Below are 18,934 nucleotides of genomic sequence, written 5' to 3'. Positions count from 1 at the left end.
AAAGAACAGACAAAGAAACCGGCGTCGCTCCGCTACCCCTCTTTAGGAAGGGCGCCTGCTTCGCCTTTTCAGTGTCTCAGCAGAAGCGAGTAACTCGCCCCGTCCGGTGAACAGCCCTCTACGGGGGCGAAACTTTACTGTCAACAAACTTTCGCAAAAAAGTTCCATATTCGCGGTTCGGCCTGATCGATTGCCGGAATCGCTCCCATCTCGAACCACTCCGCGCGCTCCCCTCAACCCCGGCCGCGCGGGGGAAAATGATGGAATCACCCCGGCCGCGCGGGGGAAAATGATGGAATCCGTCGCCACCGCCTCTCCCACGATCAGCACCGCGGGGTCGGTGGCGCTGATCGCTTCGACCAGAAAAGCCAGCGCCGACAGGCGCCCGCGAATGACCCGTTCGTCGGGCAGCGATGCGTTGACCACGACCAGCACCGGCGTATCCGCCGCGCGCCCGGCCGCAATCAGTTGCTGCGCAACGCAGGCCGCCGCCGCCCGGCCCATATAGATCGCCAAGGTCGCAGCCGGCGCTGCCAGCGTATTCCAATCGAGGTCGATCGGCTGCCCGGCCTGCCCATGGGCGGTGACGAAGGTCAGCCGTCGGGCAACACCGCGCAGCGTGAGGCTGCTCCCGGCCGAAGCGACGGCGGCGCTGGCGGCGGTAATGCCGGGGCAGATGCGCACGGGAACACCGGCTGCGCTGCAGGCGGTGACCTCTTCGGCCGTCCGGCCAAAGATCGCGGGGTCGCCCCCCTTCAGGCGTACCACCCGTTTGCCGGCAAGCGCGGCGGTGACGATGAGCGTGTCGATCGTAGCCTGATCCTTCGAATGGCGGCCGGATCGCTTGCCGACGCTCACCCGCTCCACGCCTGTCGCGATCAGGTCCAGCACCCCCGGCCCGATCAGCGCGTCGTAGAACACGATCTCCGCCGCCGCGATCAACCGCGCGGCCTTGCGCGTCAGCAGGTCCGGATCACCCGGCCCCGCCCCGACCAGCCAGACCGATCCGGCGGGAAAGTCGTCATGCGGCATGGGTCTTCTCCTCGGCAAGCAGGCGGGCGAGCGCAGGGCGGCACGACCCGCAATTGGTGCCGGCGCCGATCGCGGCGCCGATCGCGGCGACATCGGCCAGCCGCTGGTCGCGGATCGCCGCGACGATGGTGCGCATCCCGATGTCGAAACAACTGCAGATGATCGGTCCGCGATCGACCGCTGCGCCGGGTGCCCGCCCGGCCAGCACGGTCGGCGCTGCCTGCGCCTCGCCCAACTGCGCGATCAGCCAGTCGCGCGTAGGCAGTTCGCCATTTTCGGTCAGGAGCAGCGCCGCCACCAGTCGCCGATCGGCCAGCACCGCAATCCGCCGGGTGCCGCGCGCCCGGTCGATCGCCTCGATCCGCTCGCCAGCAGGCAAACATGCATCCAGCCGCGCGGCGTCGCCATTGCCGGCCAGCTCCCACAGGGTCCCCGCCGGAACCGCGACACGGGTCGCCCACAAGCATTCGGGACGGCAATCCAGCTTCTTGGCAACGATCAGGAACCCGCGCCAGCGCGTCTCGACGGCGGCGATGGCAGCGGGCGTCGACTTGAACCCCGGCTGCCCGGAGATTGGATCGGTCAGCGGGCGCGGCAGCAGCCCGGTCCGCCCGCCACTCGATGTGCGATCGGTCCAGTGGATCGGGGCGAACAACTCACCCGGCCGCTGGCTGTCGGTCACCCGCACCCGATAGAGGCTGTCACCCTGCGGCGTCGTCACCCGCGCCAGACCGCCATCGCCGATCGCCAGCCGCTTGGCGTCGTCGGGATGCACCTCGACCAGCGGTTCCTCCCGGTGCCGGGCAAGCCTTGGAGCCAGGCCGGTACGGGTCATCGTATGCCAATGGTCGCGATAGCGCCCGGTATTGAGCGTCAGCGGCCAATCGTTCAGCGGCGCGGCCAGCGGCCTCTGCACCACCGGGACCATCCGCGCACGACCATCGGGGGTCGGGAAACGTCCATCGGAAAAGGGGGTCCCACCCCATCGGAACGGTGCCATTGCATCGTAATCGGCATTGCCCCCGGCACCATGCCCGGCCAGCGAGAACAGCCGCGCGCCATCGTTGCGATAGGCCGACAGCCGGACATGCTCGCGCCAGATCTCGGCGGGACGATCATAGGCGAAGGCGGTCTTCCACCCCATGCGCCGGGCGACTTCCTTGATGATCCACCAGTCGGGCTTCGCCTCGCCGGGCAGGGGAAACAGCGCGCGCTGGCGGCTGACGGTGCGGTCGCTGTTGGTGACCGTCCCGTCCTTTTCCCCCCATGCGGCGGCGGGCAGGCGGACATGGGCGTGAACGCTCGTATCCGTGTCGGCGATCACGTCGCTGACCACGACGAAGGGGCAGCCCGCCAGCGCCTCGCGTACGCGGCCGGCATCGGGCATCGACACGGCGGGGTTGGTCGCCATCACCCACAGCGCCTTGATCCGGCCGTGCCCCAGCTCGCGAAAGAGATCGACCGCCTTCAGCCCCGGCTTGGCCGCCATCGTCGGGGAAGCCCAGAAACGCTGGACGATGGCGCGGTTCCGCTCGGCAAAGTCCATATGCGCGGCCAGCGTGGAGGCGAGACCGCCGACTTCGCGACCGCCCATAGCATTGGGCTGTCCGGTGATCGAGAAGGGCTGCGCACCCGGCTTGCCGATCCGGCCGGTGGCAAGGTGGACGTTGAGGATCGTATTGACCTGATCGGTGCCGGTCAGGGACTGGTTTACACCCTGGCTGAACATCGTCACGGTGCGCGGGGTCGCGGCGAACCATTCGTAGAAGCGGCGCAGGTCGGCGGCGGCCAGGTCGCAGGTGCGCGCGACCGACCACAGGTCGCTACCCTCACCCGTACGCGCCCAGAAATCGTCGGGCATCGTCACATGATCGCGCAGGAACGCCGCATCGATCGCCCCCGTCTCCCGACACCATGCGAGCAGCCCGTTCATCAGCGCGACGTCGCTGCCCGGCCGGATGGCGAGGTGCAGGTCGGCCTGTTCGGCGGTTTCGGTGCGGCGCGGATCGATCACGACCAGCTTTGCCCCGGCATCGCAGCGCGCGCGGATTCGCTGATAGACGATCGGATGGCACCAGGCGGTGTTCGACCCGACCAGCACGATCAGGTCGGCGGCGTCGAGGTCGTCATACGACGCCGGGACCACATCCTCCCCGAACGCACGCATATGCCCGGCCACCGCGCTGGACATGCAAAGTCGCGAGTTGGTGTCGATGTTCGCCGAACCGATAAAGCCCTTCATCAGCTTGTTGGCGACGTAGTAATCCTCGGTCAGCAACTGGCCGGAGACGTAGAAGGCGACGCTGCCCGGACCGTAGCGTTCGATCGTATCGCGAAAGCGCCGCGCGACCAGATCGAGCGCCTTGTCCCAGCTGGCGCGGCGCTTGCCGATCATGGGCACAAGCAGGCGCCCTTCCAGCCCGACCGTCTCGCCCAGATGGGTGCCCTTCGAACACAGCCGTCCACGATTGGCGGGATGGTCGGGATCGCCCTCGATCCGGACGCTGCGTTCGCCGGTGACGGTCGCGCGAATGCCGCAGCCGACCCCGCAATAGGCGCAGGTGGTTCGGATAGCCATCTAGCCCTCTCCCAAAAGGCGAGAGGGTTGGGAGAGGGGCGTCTCCGCGAGCGCAAGGCTCGGTGAGACACCTGCCCCCCTCCCACTTGGGGCGAAGGCTTTCACAACGCCCGTCACGCCGCCGCCTTCAGCATTGAGGCTCGACAGATCAGCACCCGCCCCCCGTTTACCTTTACCGGCACGGTCGGCGTGCAACCGCGATCCTCGCCCAGCGCCTCACCGGTCGTCAGCGAAATTCGCCAATTGTGCAGCGGGCAGGCCACCGCGCCACCATGAACGATCCCTTGCGACAGCTTGCCATGCTTGTGCGGACAGCGGTCGCGCAGCGCGAAGACCTTGCCCTCGCCAGTCCGGAACACCGCGATGTCGTCGCCGCCATCGACCTGCACCGTGCGGCTGCCACGCAGGGGAATTTCATCGACCCAGCCGATGTCGAGCCATTCGCCGATCATGCTAGTTCCTCCACGGGCTGAAAGCGCGCCATCGGCGCATGGATTTCGCGTTCGGCCCCGGCGACCCGCGCCGCCCAGGGGTCGTCCTGGCAGAATTGCTGCGAGAACCAGAAGCGGCCCGCCAATGCCGCACGCTGCTCCGCGTCAGACAGCAGCCGCGACTGGACATAGCCAAGGCCGACCCGCTCGATCCACGGCGCGGTCCGCTCCAGATAGCGGGCCTCTTCGCGGTACAGTTGGATGAAGGCGGCGCACATCTCCATCGCCTCCGCCTCGGTCGCGACCTTGCACAGCAGGTCGGTGGCGCGGACCTTGATCCCGCCATTGCCGCCGACATGCAGTTCGTAGCCGCTGTCGACGCAGACGATGCCGAAATCCTTGATCGTCGCCTCGGCGCAATTGCGGGGACAGCCCGATACGGCGATCTTGAACTTGTGCGGCATCCAGCTGCCCCAGGTAGCGCGCTCGATCTTCACGCCGAGGCCAGTCGAATCCTGCGTGCCGAAGCGACACCATTCACTGCCGACACAGGTCTTCACCGTGCGCAGCGACTTGCCATAGGCGTGGCCCGACACCATCCCTGCCGCGTTCAGATCGGCCCAGACGGCGGGCAGGTCCTCCTTCTTGATCCCGAAGATGTCGAGCCGCTGGCCGCCGGTGACCTTCACCATCGGCGCATTGAACTTCTCCACGACATCGGCGATCGCGCGGAGTTCCCTTGGGTTGGTCAGGCCGCCCCACATGCGCGGCACGACCGAATAGGTGCCGTCCTTCTGGATGTTGGCGTGCATCCGCTCGTTCACGAAGCGGCTCTGCTGGTCGTCCTTATAATCGCCGGGCAGTGCGCAAAGGAGATAATAGTTGAGCGCCGGGCGGCAGGACGAACAGCCATCGGGCGTCGACCAGTGCAGCTTCTGCATCACTTCGGGGATCGAGCGCATGTCCTGCGCAACGATTTCCCGGCGGACATCGTCATGGCCGAAGCAGGTGCATCTGCACATCGTCCTCGGCCCCGCATCGACCTCACCGCCCAGCCGCAGCGCCAGCAGGCTTTCGACGATGCCAGTGCAGGAGCCGCAGCTTGCCGAAGCCTTGCACCCCGATCGCACCGCGTCGAGGCTGTGCGCACCACCGTCGATGCACGCCAGCACCTTGCCCTTGGACACGCCGTTGCAGCCGCAGATTTCCGCATCGTCGGAAAGCGCCGCAACGGCCGCGTTAGGGTCCGCCTGCCCCCCTCCCGAGGCGAAGGACTGGCCGAAGATCAGGGCGTCGCGAATGTCGGCGACGCTCTCGCCCTTCTTCAACAGGTCGAAATACCAGTTGCCATCGGCAGTATCGCCGTACAGCACCGCGCCGACGATACGGTCGTCCCTGATCACGACCCGCTTGTAGATGCCGCGCGACGCATCGCGCAGCACGATGTCCTCCGCGCCATCGCCACCGCTGAAGTCGCCGGCCGAAAATACGTCGAGGCCGGCGACCTTCAGCTTGGTCGCGGTCGGGGCGGGCTTGTAGCCGCTCGGCGTCTCGACCAGGCCATTGGCCAATGCCCGGCACATGTCCCACAGCGGCGCAACCAGACCATAGACCTGCCCGTCATGCTCGACGCATTCGCCGACCGCGAGGATCGCGGGGTCGGAGGTGACCATGTGGTCGTCGACCTTGATCCCGCGTCCGACGTCCAGCCCCGCCGCACGCGCCAACGCGACCGAGGGGCGGATGCCGACCGCCATCACCACCAGATCGGCGGGAATGACGGTCCCGTCCTTCAAATGCAGTGCCTCTACCCGGCCATCGCCGACGATTGCCGCCGTGTCGGCCCCGGTCAGGATCGCCTGTCCGCGCGCCTCCAGTGCGGTTTTCAGCAACCAGCCGGCCGCCTCGTCCAGCTGCCGCTCCATCAGTGTCGGCATGATGTGCAGCACGGTCACCGTCATGCCGCGCAGCGACAGGCCATGCGCCGCCTCCAGTCCCAGCAACCCGCCGCCGATCACCACCGCGCTACCGCCGCGATCGGCGGCCGCCAGCATATGCTCGACATCCTGCATGTCGCGGAAGCTGATGACGCCGGGCAGGTCACTGCCCGGCACCGGGATGACGAACGGATCGGAACCGGTCGCGATCAGCAGCCGGTCATAGTTGAGCGTCAGCCCGCTGCGGCTAGTCACCGTCCGCGCGGCCCGGTCAATCGCGACCACCGGATCGCCGCTCAACAACGTGATGCCGTTATCGGCATACCAGTCGAGGCCGTTGATGACGATCTCGTCGAACGTCTTCTCGCCCGCCAGGACCGGCGACAGCATGATCCGGTTATAGTTCACCAGCGGTTCGGCGCCGAAGATCGTGACCCGGTAACGGTCCGCGTTGCGCGCCAGCAGTTCCTCGACCGCGCGGCACCCGGCCATGCCGTTGCCGATGACGATCAGATGTTCGCGGGTATCGCCTTGGGCCGCGGAGATGGGTTCATATTGCATGGAGGTCATCCGTGGAAGAGGGTCAGATCCGCACGCCATCGGCAGTCGCCCAGCGGCGACGCCAGCGGGCCTTCACCAGCGTCAGCCCGGCTAGCGCGAGCAGCGACAGCGCAGCGAAGATCAGGAAGCCGGGCGCGAAGCTGCCGGTCCATTGCCTGGCGAGGCCGAGCGAGGAGGCGAGGTAGAAGCCCCCGACCCCGCCGGCCATGCCGACCAGCCCGGTCATCACGCCGATCTCGGCGGCGAAGCGCTGCGGGACCAGCTGGAACACCGATCCGTTACCGACGCCCAGCGCCAGCATCGCCAGGACGAACAGCGCCAGCGCCACCTCGACGCTGCCCGCCGCACTCACCCCGACCAGCGCCAGCGCGGCGACGACGAACACGACGGTCAGCGCCTTCACCCCGCCGATCCTGTCGGCGAGCGCCCCGCCCATCGGCCGCACCAGCGACCCGGCAAAGACGCAGGCGGCTGTGCAATAGCCCGCCGTGATGGTCGACAGCCCGAACTGATCGGTGAAATAGACCGGCAGGCTGGCCGCCAGCCCGACGAAACCGCCGAAAGTGACAGCATAGAATGCCATCAGCCACCACGCATCGCCCTGACGCAGCGGGCTGAGATACGCGGTCAGCGAGCGCGGCGCGGGCGCGTTCGGCGCGTCCTTCGCCATCGCCATATAGGCGAAGAAGACGAGGGTCAGCGGAAGGCACGCCAGCCCCAGCACCGTGTTCCAGCCGAACACTCTGGCCAGCGCCGGCGCGAACAGCGCGGCCAGCACCGTACCCGAATTGCCCATGCCGGCAAGGCCCATCGCCTTGCCCTGATGCTCCGGCGGATACCAGCGGCTGGCAAGCGGCAGCGCGATGGCGAACGACGCCCCGGCAAAGCCCAGGATCACGCCCAGCGCCAAGGTGCCGCCAAAGCTGTCGACCGCCAGCAGCCATGCCGCTAACAAGCCAGCGATCACGATGATCTGGCTGATCGCGCCCGCCCGCTTCGGCCCGATCCGGTCGACCGCCAGCCCGTTGACGACGCGCAACACCGCCCCGGCCAGCGTCGGCACCGCGACCATCAGCCCCTTTTGCGCAGGCGACAGCCCCAGCGTCAGCGCGATGTCCGGGGCGAGCGGCCCCAGCAGCACCCACACCATGAACGCCAGGTCGAAATACAGGAACGCTGCGATCAGCGTCGGCCGGTGCCCGCTGTTCCAGAAGCTGTCGGTCGTCTCAGGTCGTTCCTGCGCGTCTTGCCAGTATGCCGTTGCCATTCCTGCCTCCCAGAGCCGGAAACGAAAAAAGCCGCCAGAACGGCGGCCCATTGCGGGCGCGTTCTGGCGGCTTCGTTGCCTGTGTCGGACGACGGGCCGGTGCCCGTTATCGCTCAGCGGGAACCTCCCCGACGCTGGAGAGGCATGTCGCTGCTATGTCGTGCCCGACGCCATTGCCGGGCTGCGATCAAGCTGCCTGATTCGCCGGTCGGACACAAGCCCCTTTCGCAAGCGCAGCAAAATAGTGTTCAGGGCAGGCCGGACAGATACGCCGGAATGTCGTCGGGATCGAACGACCGCCCGTCGAAGAACCGGTCGCTGCCCAGCATCAACCGTCCTTGCGTCGATCCTACGCCGATCGGCCCGCCCAACGCCCCCTCCAGCTTGGAACTCGCTCCGGGCAGCGGCGCATCCGATCCAGCCAGCGCGGCGCGGTACAGGTCGGGGCGGAACGTCCCGGCTGCGATCGCTGCCTCTCCCGCATCGAACGGTCGTTCGCCCCAGCGCGTCATCTGGGCATACAGCCACGCCGCCTGGCTGCGCCACGGGAAGTTCGCCGCCTCGCGATATTGGAACATGAAGTCGGGATAATGGACCGGCACCCCGCCCGGCACCACGCGGATATGATCGGTGATCGCGCGCAGGATCGCATCGACCGGCGCGTCGAGATACGCGGGCCGGGCGAGGATCGCGGCACTTTGTCCGACCGTGTCGGGATCGACGAAATAGGCCGCGGCGGCGTGCAGTGCGCGGATCAGCCGCAGCGTCGCATCGCTGCGTTCGGCGGCGGTGTCGGCGCGCATCGCCAGCACCTTTTCGACGCCGCGCCGCCAGATTTGCGCGGTCGCCAGCGCGATCCGGCCGACCCCGCGATCCACCGCGATCGAGTTCCACGGCTCCCCCACGCAGATGCCGTCCACCTCGCCCGCCGCCAGGGCGTCAGCCGCAAAGGGCGGGCTGGTCACGACGATCTCCACGTCGATGTCCGGGCGGATACCGATCCCCGCCAGCCAGTCACGCAGCATGTAATTGTGGCTGGAATAGCGATGCACCACGCCGAAGCGCAGCCGTCGACCCGCCGCCACACGGGCATCGGCCACCGCCTTCAGCGCCGCACCGACCGTCACCGGATCGCCCAGCTCGCCGCCCAGCCCGCACGCCGCACCAAGCGCCATCGAAAACGTGATGGCGTTGCCGTTCAATCCCAGCACGAACGGCACCGCCATCGGCACCGCCGGCCGGTCGCGGCCCAGGCTTGCCGCGATGGCGAGCGGGGCGACCATGTGCGCGGCGTCAGTATGGCCATAGAGCAGCCGGTCGCGCACCGCAGCCCAGGTCACGTCGCGGACCAGATCGATGCCGACGCCCTGTTCCTCGGCAAAGCCCAGTTCGTGCGCCAGGATCGGCAGCGCGGCATCGACCAGCGGCAGGAAACCGATGCGGAAACGCTCGAGGCTCACGGCAGGTCTCCCATCAGCGCGTCGCTGGTAACGATCGCCTCCGCCACTTCGGCGATGCGGCGGTTGGACTGCATCGCGTGCCCGCGCAGCAGCGCGTAGGCGGCCGGTTCGTCAATCCCGCGCCGCCGCATCAGGATCTCCTTCGCCCGGTCGATCGTCTGGCGATCGGCCAGCGCGGTCTTCGCTTCGGCCAATTCCGCCTGCAGCCGCGAAAACGCCTGGAACCGGCGGATCGCGACATCCAGCACCGGCTTGATCCGCTGCTTGGCAAGGCCATCGACGACATAGGCCGATACCCCGGCATCAACCGCCGCCAGCGCGCTGTCACCGTCCGACTGGTCAACGAACATCGCGATCGGCCGGTCAAGCGCGCGCGACATCGCAAAGAAATCCTCCAGCAGGTCGCGACCGGGATTTTCGAGATTGATGAGGACGACCTCGGGCGCACACGCCTCGATCTGGCGGACGATCGGCCCGGCGGGATCGATCACGACCTGATCGTCCAGCCCCGCTTCACGCAGACCTTCGGCGATGATCGCCGCGCGGGTCGTGCTGGTGTCGATGATCGCGATCCTCACGGGCGGATCGACTAACCCGAAAGCCGCACGGCATCCAGTCCCGACACGCCGCCACTATACGCCGGCACTATGCGATTGGCCGGAATCGCTCTCGAATTGCTATGTTCCATGGGCCTAATCGCCCACCCCGTAAGGCACCGTCGCATGGACGTGCCGCGCCATAGGGGTAGCAACCATGAACTTCCGTCCTGCCGCCATCGCCGTCGCGCTGGCAGCATTCCCGGCCACCGCGCACGCACAGGCCGCACCCGAGCCTACCGAACCGCCAGCCGCCGTTACCGTCAGCGGATCGGCCGCGATCGCCTCCGACTATCGCTTCCGTGGCGTGTCGCAGTCGGATCAGGAAATGGCGGTGCAGGGCGGCATCACCATCGCGCATGACAGCGGCGCCTATATCGGCACCTGGGCGTCGAACCTGGCCGGTTGGGGCACGTTCGGCGGCGCGAACATGGAACTGGACCTGATCGCCGGCTTCAAGACCGCGATCGCCGATGGCGCGACGCTCGACCTGGGGCTGACCTGGTATGTCTATCCCGGTGGCGCGGACAAGACCGACTTTGCCGAACCCTATGCCAAGCTGACCGGCACCGCCGGCCCGGCGTCCCTGACCGCCGGAGTCGCCTATGCACCCAAGCAGCAGGCGATCGGCAAATGGTATGCGACCGGTGCCGATGCGGCCAGCGGCGTCTATACCCGACCGGGCGCGAAGGACGATAATCTGTACCTGTGGGGCGATGCCGCCCTGCCCGTCACCGGCAGCCCGATCACCGCCAAGGCGCATATCGGCCATAGCTGGGGGCAGGATGGCCTGGGCCCGAACGCCACCGCCGTGTCGCCGACCGGCAGCTATTGGGACTGGTCGGTCGGGGCGGATGCGACGTATCGCAACCTGACCCTGAACGTCAGCTATGTCGACACCGACATTTCCAACCGCGACGCCGCGTATCTGCGCCCCAGCTTCAGCCGGGGGCAGGACGGGACCGGCAACATCGCCGGCGGGACGGTCGTCGTCGCGCTGACCGCAGCTTTCTGATCGAGGAAATCAGCCATGCAGGATCTGCTTTGGGTCGGCATCATGGTCGGACTGGTCGCGCTGACGCTCGCCTATGTCCGCCTGTGCGACAATGCGTGAGGGGGCGGCGATGACCCTCGACCTCTGGCTCGCCGCGATCACCGCGCTCGGGCTGCTCATCTATCTCGTGGCGGTGCTGATCCGCCCCGAACGCTTCTGAAGGGAGCGGAACCATGACCATTCAGGGCTGGCTCCTGATCCTTGGCTTTGTCGGCATTCTGCTGGCACTCGCCAAGCCGATGGGCCTCTGGCTGCACGCGCTGTACGAAGGGCGCGACACCCCACTCCACCGCGTCCTCGGCCCCGTCGAGCGCGGCTTCTACCGCCTGTCCGGCATCGACCCGGCGCAGGAACAGGGCTGGCGGCGCTATGCCGTCCACATGCTCGTGTTCAACGCCGTGCTGATGTTCTTCACCTATGCCGTGCTGCGCCTGCAGGCGGTGCTACCGGGCAATCCGCAAGGGCTGGCGGCGGTCGGCGAGCATCTGTCGTTCAACACTGCGATCAGCTTCACCGCCAATACCAATTGGCAGAGCTATGGTGGCGAAAGCACAATGTCGAATCTGTCCCAGATGCTGGGGCTGACGATCCATAACTTCCTGTCGGCAGCGACCGGTATCGCGCTCGCCTTCGCGCTGTTCCGCGGCTTTGCCCGGCGGGAAGCAAAGGCGATCGGCAATTTCTGGGCCGATGTCACCCGCATCACGCTCTACCTGCTGCTCCCGCTCTGCATCGCGCTGACGATCTTCTACATCGCCAGCGGCGTGCCGCAGACACTGGCCGGCGTGGTCGATGTCCAGACGCTGGAGGGCGCGCGCCAGTCGATCCTGCTCGGACCCGTCGCTTCGCAGGAAGCGATCAAGATGCTCGGCACCAATGGCGGCGGGTTCTTCAACGCCAATTCGGCCCATCCGTTCGAAAACCCGACCGCGCTGACCAATTTCATCCAGATGCTGTCGATCTTCGTCATCGGCACCGGCCTCACCTGGACCTTCGGCAAGGCGGTCGGCAACCCGCGTCAGGGTTGGGCGATCCTCGCTGCCATGATGATCCTGTTCCTCGCCGGCACCACCGTCACCTATTGGGCGGAAGCGGCGGGCAACCCGCTGCTCCACCAGCTGGGCGTTGCGGGCGGCAATATGGAGGGCAAGGAAGTCCGCTTCGGCATCGCTGCCAGCGCACTCTTTTCGGTCGTGACGACCGCCGCGTCGTGCGGGGCGGTCAATGCGATGCATGACAGCTTCACCGCTCTGGGTGGCCTGATCCCGCTGTTCAATATGCAGCTGGGCGAGGTCGTGATCGGCGGCGTCGGCGCGGGCATCTATGGCTTCCTGCTGTTCGCGATCCTCGCGGTGTTCGTCGCCGGCCTGATGGTCGGGCGCACGCCCGAATATGTCGGCAAGAAGATCGAGGCGCGCGAAGTGAAGCTGGCGGTGCTGGCCATCGCCGTCCTCCCCCTCTCGATCCTCGGTCTCACCGCACTGTCGTCGGTGCTGGAACAGGGGCTGGCCGGACCGCTCAACAAGGGGCCGCACGGCTTCAGCGAAATCCTCTACGCCTTTACCAGTGCGGTCGCGAACAACGGGTCGGCCTTTGCGGGCCTTACCGCCAACACCCCCTGGTATAACGGGATGCTGGGCGTCGCGATGTGGCTGGGCCGGTTCTTCGTGATCGTGCCGATGCTGGCGATCGCCGGCAGCCTCACCGCCAAGAAATACACGCCGGAAAGCGCAGGCTCCTTCCCGACGACCGGCGCGCTGTGGGTGGGGCTGCTGGTCGGCATCATCTTGGTGCTGGGCGGCCTGACTTTCCTGCCGAGCCTCGCGCTCGGTCCCATCGCCGATCATCTCGCGATGATCCGCGGTCAATCCTTCTAAGGGGGCCCATCGTGGCGAAATCCCAAGGCAAGAGCCTGTTCACCGCCGATCTGGTCGTGCCCGCGATCAAGGCGTCGTTCGTCAAGCTGCACCCGGCCGAGCTGGTGCGCAATCCGGTGATGTTCGTGACGGCTGTCGTCGCGGCGCTGCTCACCATACTGCTGGTCGTCGGCAACGACGGCCTGACTGCCGGGTTCAAACTGCAGCTTGTGGTTTGGCTGTGGCTGACCGTGCTGTTCGGCACCTTTGCCGAAGCGCTGGCGGAGGGGCGCGGGAAGGCGCAGGCAGCGTCGCTGCGCGCGACCAAGGCGGAACTGACCGCCAAGCGGCTGCGTGGCGACGGGCGCGACTATGAAAGCGTGCCCGCCAGCGCGCTCAGCGTCGGCGACGTGGTGCTGGTCGAAGCCAACGACCTGATCCCGTCGGACGGCGAGGTCGTAGCGGGCGTCGCATCGGTCAACGAAGCCGCCATCACCGGCGAAAGCGCGCCGGTGATCCGCGAGGCGGGCGGCGACCGCAGCGCCGTCACCGCCGGCACGCGCGTCATCTCCGACGAAATTCGTGTCCGGGTGACCGTCGAGCCGGGCAAGGGCTTTCTCGACCGCATGATCGCGCTGGTCGAAGGCGCCGAACGGCAGAAGACCCCGAACGAGATCGCGCTGACGCTGCTGCTGGTCGGCCTCACTATTATCTTCCTGATCGCGGTTGCGACCATTCCGGGTTTCGCCAGCTATGCCGGCGGCAACATCCCGGTCGCGATCCTTGCCGCACTGCTCATCACGCTGATCCCAACGACGATCGCTGCGCTGCTCTCCGCGATCGGCATCGCCGGCATGGACCGGCTGGTCCGCTTCAACGTGCTGGCCAAGTCGGGCCGCGCGGTGGAGGCGGCGGGCGACATCGACGTGCTACTGCTCGACAAGACCGGCACGATCACCATCGGCGACCGGCAGGCGTCCGAATTCCGCGCGGTCGGCGGCACCAGTGAGGCCGAACTGGCCGAAGCGGCGCTGCTCGCCAGCCTGGCGGACGAAACGCCTGAAGGCCGCTCGATCGTGATCCTCGCCCGCGACCGTTTCCGGGTCGCCACGACCGAACTCCCCGCCGGTGCGGAGGTCATTCCCTTCACCGCCCAGACCCGGATTTCCGGGGTGCAGGTCGGCGGTTCGCTGATCCAGAAGGGAGCGGTCGATTCGATCCTGCGCGTCAATTCGGGATCGGGCGAAACCGCCGCCGCGACCGAGCTGCGCCGCATCACCGATGAGATTGCTCGCGCCGGGGGCACGCCGTTGGCGGTCGCGATGAACGGCCGGCTGCTCGGCGCGATCTTCCTGAAGGACGTGGTGAAGGCGGGCATCCGCGAGCGCTTCGGGGAACTGCGGGCGATGGGCATCCGCACGGTGATGATTACCGGCGACAATCCGCTGACCGCCGCCGCCATCGCCGCCGAGGCCGGCGTCGACGACTTCCTCGCCCAGGCGACGCCGGAGGACAAGCTGGCGCTGATCCGCAAGGAACAAGCCGGTGGCAAGCTGGTCGCGATGTGCGGCGACGGCACCAACGACGCCCCGGCGCTCGCGCAGGCCGACGTGGGGGTGGCAATGAACACCGGCACCCAGGCCGCGCGCGAGGCAGGCAACATGGTCGATCTCGACAGCGATCCGACCAAGCTGATCGAGGTCGTGGGGCTGGGCAAGCAGTTGCTGATGACCCGCGGAGCGCTGACGACCTTCTCGGTCGCCAACGACGTCGCGAAATATTTCGCGATCATCCCGGCGATGTTCGTCGCGCTCTATCCCACCTTGGGCGTGCTGAACGTGATGGGGCTGGCATCGCCGCAATCGGCGATCCTGTCGGCGATCATCTTCAATGCGGTCATCATCCCGATGCTGGTGCCATTGGCGCTGAAGGGCGTGACCTACAAGCCGATGGCGGCGGGACCGCTGCTGTCGCGGAACCTCGCCATCTACGGGCTGGGCGGGCTGGTCGCGCCGTTTTTCGGGATCAAGATCATCGATATCGTCGTCAGCGGCCTCGGCCTGGCGTAAGGAAGACTGACATGGGTAAAGATTTCTCCTCCGCGCTGCGGCCGGCCATCATGATGACGCTGCTGTTCGCCGCGCTGCTGGGCATCGGCTATCCGCTGGCGATGACCGGGATCGGACAGACGCTGTTCCCGGCACAGGCCAATGGCAGCCTAGTCCGCGACGAAGCCGGCCAAGTGATCGGGTCGGAAGTCGTCGGACAGGCGTTCACTACCGACCGCTATTTCCAGACCCGTCCCTCGGCCGCCGGCAAGGGCTATGACGGCCTTGCCTCGTCCGGATCGAACCTCGGGCCGACGTCGAAGGCACTGTTGGATCGGGTCACGACCCATGTGGCGAAGCAGCGGGCGGAAGGGGTGAACGGCGCCCTGCCCGCCGATCTGGCCACCGCCAGCGGGTCGGGCCTCGACCCCGATCTGTCGCCCGCCGCCGCGCTGGCACAGGCCCCACGCATCGCTCGCGTGCGTGGGATCGGGGTCGAGGCCGTCCGCGCCCTGATCGAACGCCAGACCGATGACTCAATCCTTGGCGACCCCACCGTCAACGTCCTTGCGCTCAACCGGGCGCTGGACCGCATGGCCCCTGCCCCGCGCTGATGCCACCAGCCGACCCGCACCGTCCCGACCCCGACGCCCTGCTGCGCACCGCTGCGCAGGAAGGGCGCGGGCGGCTGAAGATATTCCTCGGCGCGGCGCCGGGGGTCGGCAAGACCTATGAAATGCTCTCCGAAGGGGCGGCGCGCAAACGCGACGGCGTCGACGTGGTGGTCGGCGTCGTCGAAACGCACGGCCGGATCGAGACCGAGGCACTGACGCGCGGCCACGAGATCATCGCCCGCCGCGACATCGCCTATGAAGGCCGGACCCTGGGCGAGATGGATATCGACACCATCCTCGTGCGCAGCCCCCGCCTCGTACTGGTCGACGAACTCGCCCACACCAATGCGCCGGGCAGCCGCCATCCCAAACGCTATCAGGATGTCGAGGAACTGCTCGCCGCCGGCATCTCGGTCTATTCGACGCTCAACATCCAGCATGTCGAAAGCCTCAACGACGTGGTGGCCAGCTTCACCCGCGTCCGCGTCCGCGAAACCGTGCCCGACAGTATCCTCGAGGCCGCCGAGCTGGAAGTGGTCGACATTCCGCCCGACGAGCTGATCGACCGGTTGAAGGCGGGCAAGGTTTATCTGCCGCAGGAAGCGACGCGGGCGCTCGACCATTTCTTTTCCAAATCCAACCTGTCGGCGCTCCGCGAACTGGCGCTGCGCCGTGCGGCACAGGCGGTCGATGCGCGGATGCTCGACGACGTGCGGGCACTGGGGCTGGGCGGGACGTGGGCGGGCAGCGACCGGATCGTCGTCGCGATCAACGAACTGCCCGGCGCCGACAATCTGGTCCGCGCGGCCAAGCGGGTGGCCGATGGCCTGCACGGGCCATGGACTGCGCTGTTCGTCGAAACCCCGCGCACCGCCGCGTTCAGCGCGGCGCAGCACGCCCGCGTCGCTGCGACGATGACGCTGGCGACGCAACTCGGCGCGGCCGTCGCAACCGTACCCGCTCCGAACGTCGTGGACGGGATACGCGGTTTCCTGACCGACGCCCGCGCGACGCAGCTGGTGCTGGGCAAATCGAACCGGTCACGCTGGTTCGAGCTGCGCCACGGGTCGGTCGTCGACCGGCTGGTCCGCGATACGCCGGGCGTAACGGTCCACGTCCTGCCCGTCACCGGTGAGGCGACGCGCGAAGGCGGACGGCCGCGGCCGGCGCAGGACTGGGGCAGCGCCACCGGCTATGCGATCACCACGGCGATGGTTGCGGGCATCACCGCGATCGCCAGCGCACTGTTCCACATCCTCGAACTCGGCAATATCGGGATGCTGTACCTGTTGCCGGTGATGGTCGCTGCCAGCCTGCATGGCCTGCGCACCGGGCTGTTCGCCGGACTGGCATCCAGCCTCGCCTATAACTTCTTCTTCCTGCCACCGGTCGGCACGCTCAGCATCAGCAATCCGGAAAACATCGTGTCGGTCGTCGTGCTGTTCGGGGTGGCGGTGGTGACCAGCCAGCTGACGTCACGGGTGCGGGCACAGGCCGATCTCGCCGCCGCCAGCGCGCGCACCAACGCGACGCTGGCTGGCTTCCTCCGCCAGATCGCGAGCGTGAACGACATCGATGTCGCGGCACAGATGATATGCGACGATGTTCGCCGGCTGCTCGGCGTACAGGTGCTGCTGCTCGGGCCAGATGGCGGCAGCGATGTAGCCATCCTCGCCGCAACCGATCCCGCCTATCGGCTGGACACCATGGACCATGCCGCCGCCAACTGGGCGTTCGACACCGGCACCCCGGCGGGCAAGGGATCGGGGACGCTCACCGCGTCGGAATGGCTCTTCCATCCGCTAAAGGCCGGGGAACGCATGGTCGGCGTGCTGGCGGTGGCGAACGACGCCGGGGGGAACCCCGTCCGGCCCGACCAGCTGCCCTTGCTCACCAGCCTTGCCGATCAATCCGCACTCGTCCTCGAACGCCTCCGGCTGCAGGCGGAGATGCGCGACGTCGATGCGGTCCGCACCCGCGACCGGCTGCGCGCCGCATTGCTGTCGTCGGTCAGCCATGACCTGCGCACCCCGCTGACCGCCGTCATGGTCGCCGCCGATCAACTGGCCCAGGGTACCACTCCCGAACTGATCGGCACGATCCGGTCGGAATCGGCCCGGCTCAACCGGTTCGTCTCCAACCTGCTCGACATGGCCCGCGTCGAAGCGGGCGCGATCCGGCTGAAGGTCGAGGCAACCGACCTCAGCGACGCGGTGGCTGGCGCGGCGCACGACGCGCGCGGCGCGCTGGAGGGGCATGACGTCCGGCTGGACGTGCCGCCCGACCTGCCGCTGGTCCGGGTCGATCCGCAATTGCTGCACCACTGCCTGCTCAATCTGCTCGACAATGCCGGGCGTTATGCCAATCCGGGGACCGCGATCGTAATCGAGGGGCGCAACCGCTATGGGGAGATCAGCCTGTCGGTGCGTGATCAGGGACCGGGCCTGCCCCCCGGACAGGAGGCACGCGTGTTCGATACCTTTACCCGGCTGGAGGGCACCGACCGTTCGGTCGGCGGCACCGGGCTGGGCCTCGCCATCGTCAAGGCCTTTGCCGAGGCGATGGGCCTGAGCGTCACCGCTGCCAACCGGCCCGACGGCGAAGGCGCGATCTTCTCGCTGGTGTTCCCGCCCGCGCTGCTGCTGCGGGACCTGGCGGCGGGGAGCGCGGACTGATGCCGGCCAAGATCCTGATCGTCGACGACGAAGCCGCCATCCGTCGCCTGCTGCGCAACACGCTGCTGCGCGCCGGCTATACGGTGGTGGAGGCCGGAAATGGCCGCGACGCGCTGCACGCGGCGGCAGTGGAGCGGCCCGATGCGATCCTGCTCGACCTGGGCCTGCCCGACCGCGATGGCCTCAGCCTCCTCCCGCTGCTGCGCACCCATGGCGATGCCGTCGTGCTGGTCGTATCGGCGCGCGACGCGGTGGAGGAAAAGGTCTCGGCGCTCGACCTTGGTGCCGATGATTTTGTGACCAAGCCGTTCGACACCGATGAACTGCTCGCCCGTCTGCGCGTAGCCCTGCGCCACCGCCGCGCGAACGATCCCGCGCCACAGATCGTCGATCGCGGCGATTTGCGCATCGATCTCGACCGGCGGACGGTGTTCCGCGGCGGAATCGAAATTCATCTGACGCGCAAGGAACATGACGTACTGGCACTGCTCGCCCGCCATATCGGTCGGATCGTGACGCACGAACGACTGCTCACCTCCTGCTGGGGCGGTGATGAAGACCCGCGTATCGAATATCTTCGTATCGTCATCCGTAATCTGCGGCAGAAGCTGGAAGCACCTGATCCGGTCGGCAGCGTTATCGCCAATGAACTTGGCGTCGGCTATCGATTGCGAACGGATTGCTGAACGCGAACAGAGGCGACAACATCTTCCACAATGCATGGCAGGATTGCGGACAATGCTTCCCAACCCTTCCATTCCGTGAACATGAAGCGAAGATGAAATATCGACGTCTTCGGCTGTCACCGATCCGTCACCGGACAGC

The 18,934-nt window shown here is 67.3% G+C and carries 13 protein-coding genes and 1 pseudogene; 7 read left to right on the top strand and 7 right to left on the bottom strand.

The window, feature by feature from the left end:
* Positions 1–303 precede the first annotated feature (303 nt).
* From cobA to QZ755_RS01795, 7 genes and pseudogenes are all read right to left on the bottom strand, one after another.
* Positions 304–1,032: pseudogene (gene cobA / locus QZ755_RS01825) on the bottom strand (uroporphyrinogen-III C-methyltransferase); the annotation flags it as partial.
* Complete coding sequence (locus tag QZ755_RS01820; RefSeq protein WP_294319069.1) at positions 1,022–3,610, bottom strand: nitrate reductase; 2,589 nt, start codon at positions 3,608–3,610, stop codon at positions 1,022–1,024. The gene QZ755_RS01820 and the pseudogene cobA, both read right to left, overlap by 11 nt.
* 113 nt (positions 3,611–3,723) lie before the next feature.
* Entirely contained in the window at positions 3,724–4,062 is a 339-nt protein-coding gene (gene nirD, locus QZ755_RS01815) for a nitrite reductase small subunit NirD (protein ID WP_294319066.1), read from the bottom strand.
* A complete protein-coding gene (gene nirB, locus QZ755_RS01810; protein ID WP_294319064.1) occupies positions 4,059–6,539 on the bottom strand; it encodes a nitrite reductase large subunit NirB in 2,481 nt (826 codons plus the stop codon). The genes nirD and nirB overlap by 4 nt, the downstream gene beginning before the upstream one ends.
* Before the next feature lie 22 nt (positions 6,540–6,561).
* Positions 6,562–7,806, bottom strand: coding sequence for a nitrate/nitrite transporter (locus tag QZ755_RS01805; RefSeq protein ID WP_294319062.1), 1,245 nt, complete (start codon positions 7,804–7,806; stop codon positions 6,562–6,564).
* Positions 7,807–8,054: 248 nt separating this feature from the next.
* The gene (locus tag QZ755_RS01800; RefSeq protein ID WP_294319061.1) at positions 8,055–9,266 is read right to left on the bottom strand and encodes a CmpA/NrtA family ABC transporter substrate-binding protein; all 1,212 of its coding nucleotides are present in this window, start codon (positions 9,264–9,266) and stop codon (positions 8,055–8,057) included.
* Positions 9,263–9,844, bottom strand: a complete 582-nt coding sequence (locus tag QZ755_RS01795; RefSeq protein ID WP_294319059.1) for an ANTAR domain-containing protein — start codon at positions 9,842–9,844, stop codon at positions 9,263–9,265. The genes QZ755_RS01800 and QZ755_RS01795 overlap by 4 nt, the downstream gene beginning before the upstream one ends.
* A gap of 175 nt (positions 9,845–10,019) precedes the next feature.
* On the opposite strand from QZ755_RS01795, the gene QZ755_RS01790 reads away from it, so the two are divergent.
* From QZ755_RS01790 to QZ755_RS01760, 7 genes are all read left to right on the top strand, one after another.
* Entirely contained in the window at positions 10,020–10,877 is an 858-nt protein-coding gene (locus tag QZ755_RS01790) for a TorF family putative porin (protein WP_294319056.1), read from the top strand.
* A 109-nt stretch (positions 10,878–10,986) separates the two neighbouring features.
* Positions 10,987–11,076 carry a K(+)-transporting ATPase subunit F gene (gene kdpF, locus QZ755_RS01785; RefSeq protein WP_055761421.1) on the top strand — a complete coding sequence of 30 codons (90 nt, stop codon included), beginning with the start codon at positions 10,987–10,989 and terminating at the stop codon, positions 11,074–11,076.
* Between the two features lie 13 nt (positions 11,077–11,089).
* Entirely contained in the window at positions 11,090–12,793 is a 1,704-nt protein-coding gene (gene kdpA, locus QZ755_RS01780; protein WP_294319044.1) for a potassium-transporting ATPase subunit KdpA, read from the top strand.
* 11 nt (positions 12,794–12,804) lie between these two features.
* Positions 12,805–14,841, top strand: coding sequence for a potassium-transporting ATPase subunit KdpB (kdpB, locus tag QZ755_RS01775; protein WP_294319041.1), 2,037 nt, complete (start codon positions 12,805–12,807; stop codon positions 14,839–14,841).
* An 11-nt stretch (positions 14,842–14,852) separates the two neighbouring features.
* Positions 14,853–15,434: a potassium-transporting ATPase subunit KdpC gene (gene kdpC, locus QZ755_RS01770; RefSeq protein ID WP_294319039.1), complete on the top strand. Its 582-nt coding sequence runs from the start codon at positions 14,853–14,855 to the stop codon at positions 15,432–15,434.
* Positions 15,434–18,109, top strand: coding sequence for a sensor histidine kinase KdpD (locus QZ755_RS01765; protein ID WP_294319036.1), 2,676 nt, complete (start codon positions 15,434–15,436; stop codon positions 18,107–18,109). Before kdpC ends, QZ755_RS01765 begins: the two co-directional genes overlap by 1 nt.
* Positions 18,109–18,795, top strand: coding sequence for a response regulator transcription factor (locus QZ755_RS01760; RefSeq protein ID WP_294319033.1), 687 nt, complete (start codon positions 18,109–18,111; stop codon positions 18,793–18,795). The genes QZ755_RS01765 and QZ755_RS01760 overlap by 1 nt, the downstream gene beginning before the upstream one ends.
* The last annotated feature ends 139 nt before the right edge of the window (positions 18,796–18,934 follow it).

This window comes from uncultured Sphingomonas sp., from assembly GCF_913776855.1.
Lineage (GTDB): Bacteria > Pseudomonadota > Alphaproteobacteria > Sphingomonadales > Sphingomonadaceae > Sphingomonas.
Note: the sequence above shows the minus strand (reverse complement) of the source record. Positions and strands in the feature narration are given on the sequence as shown.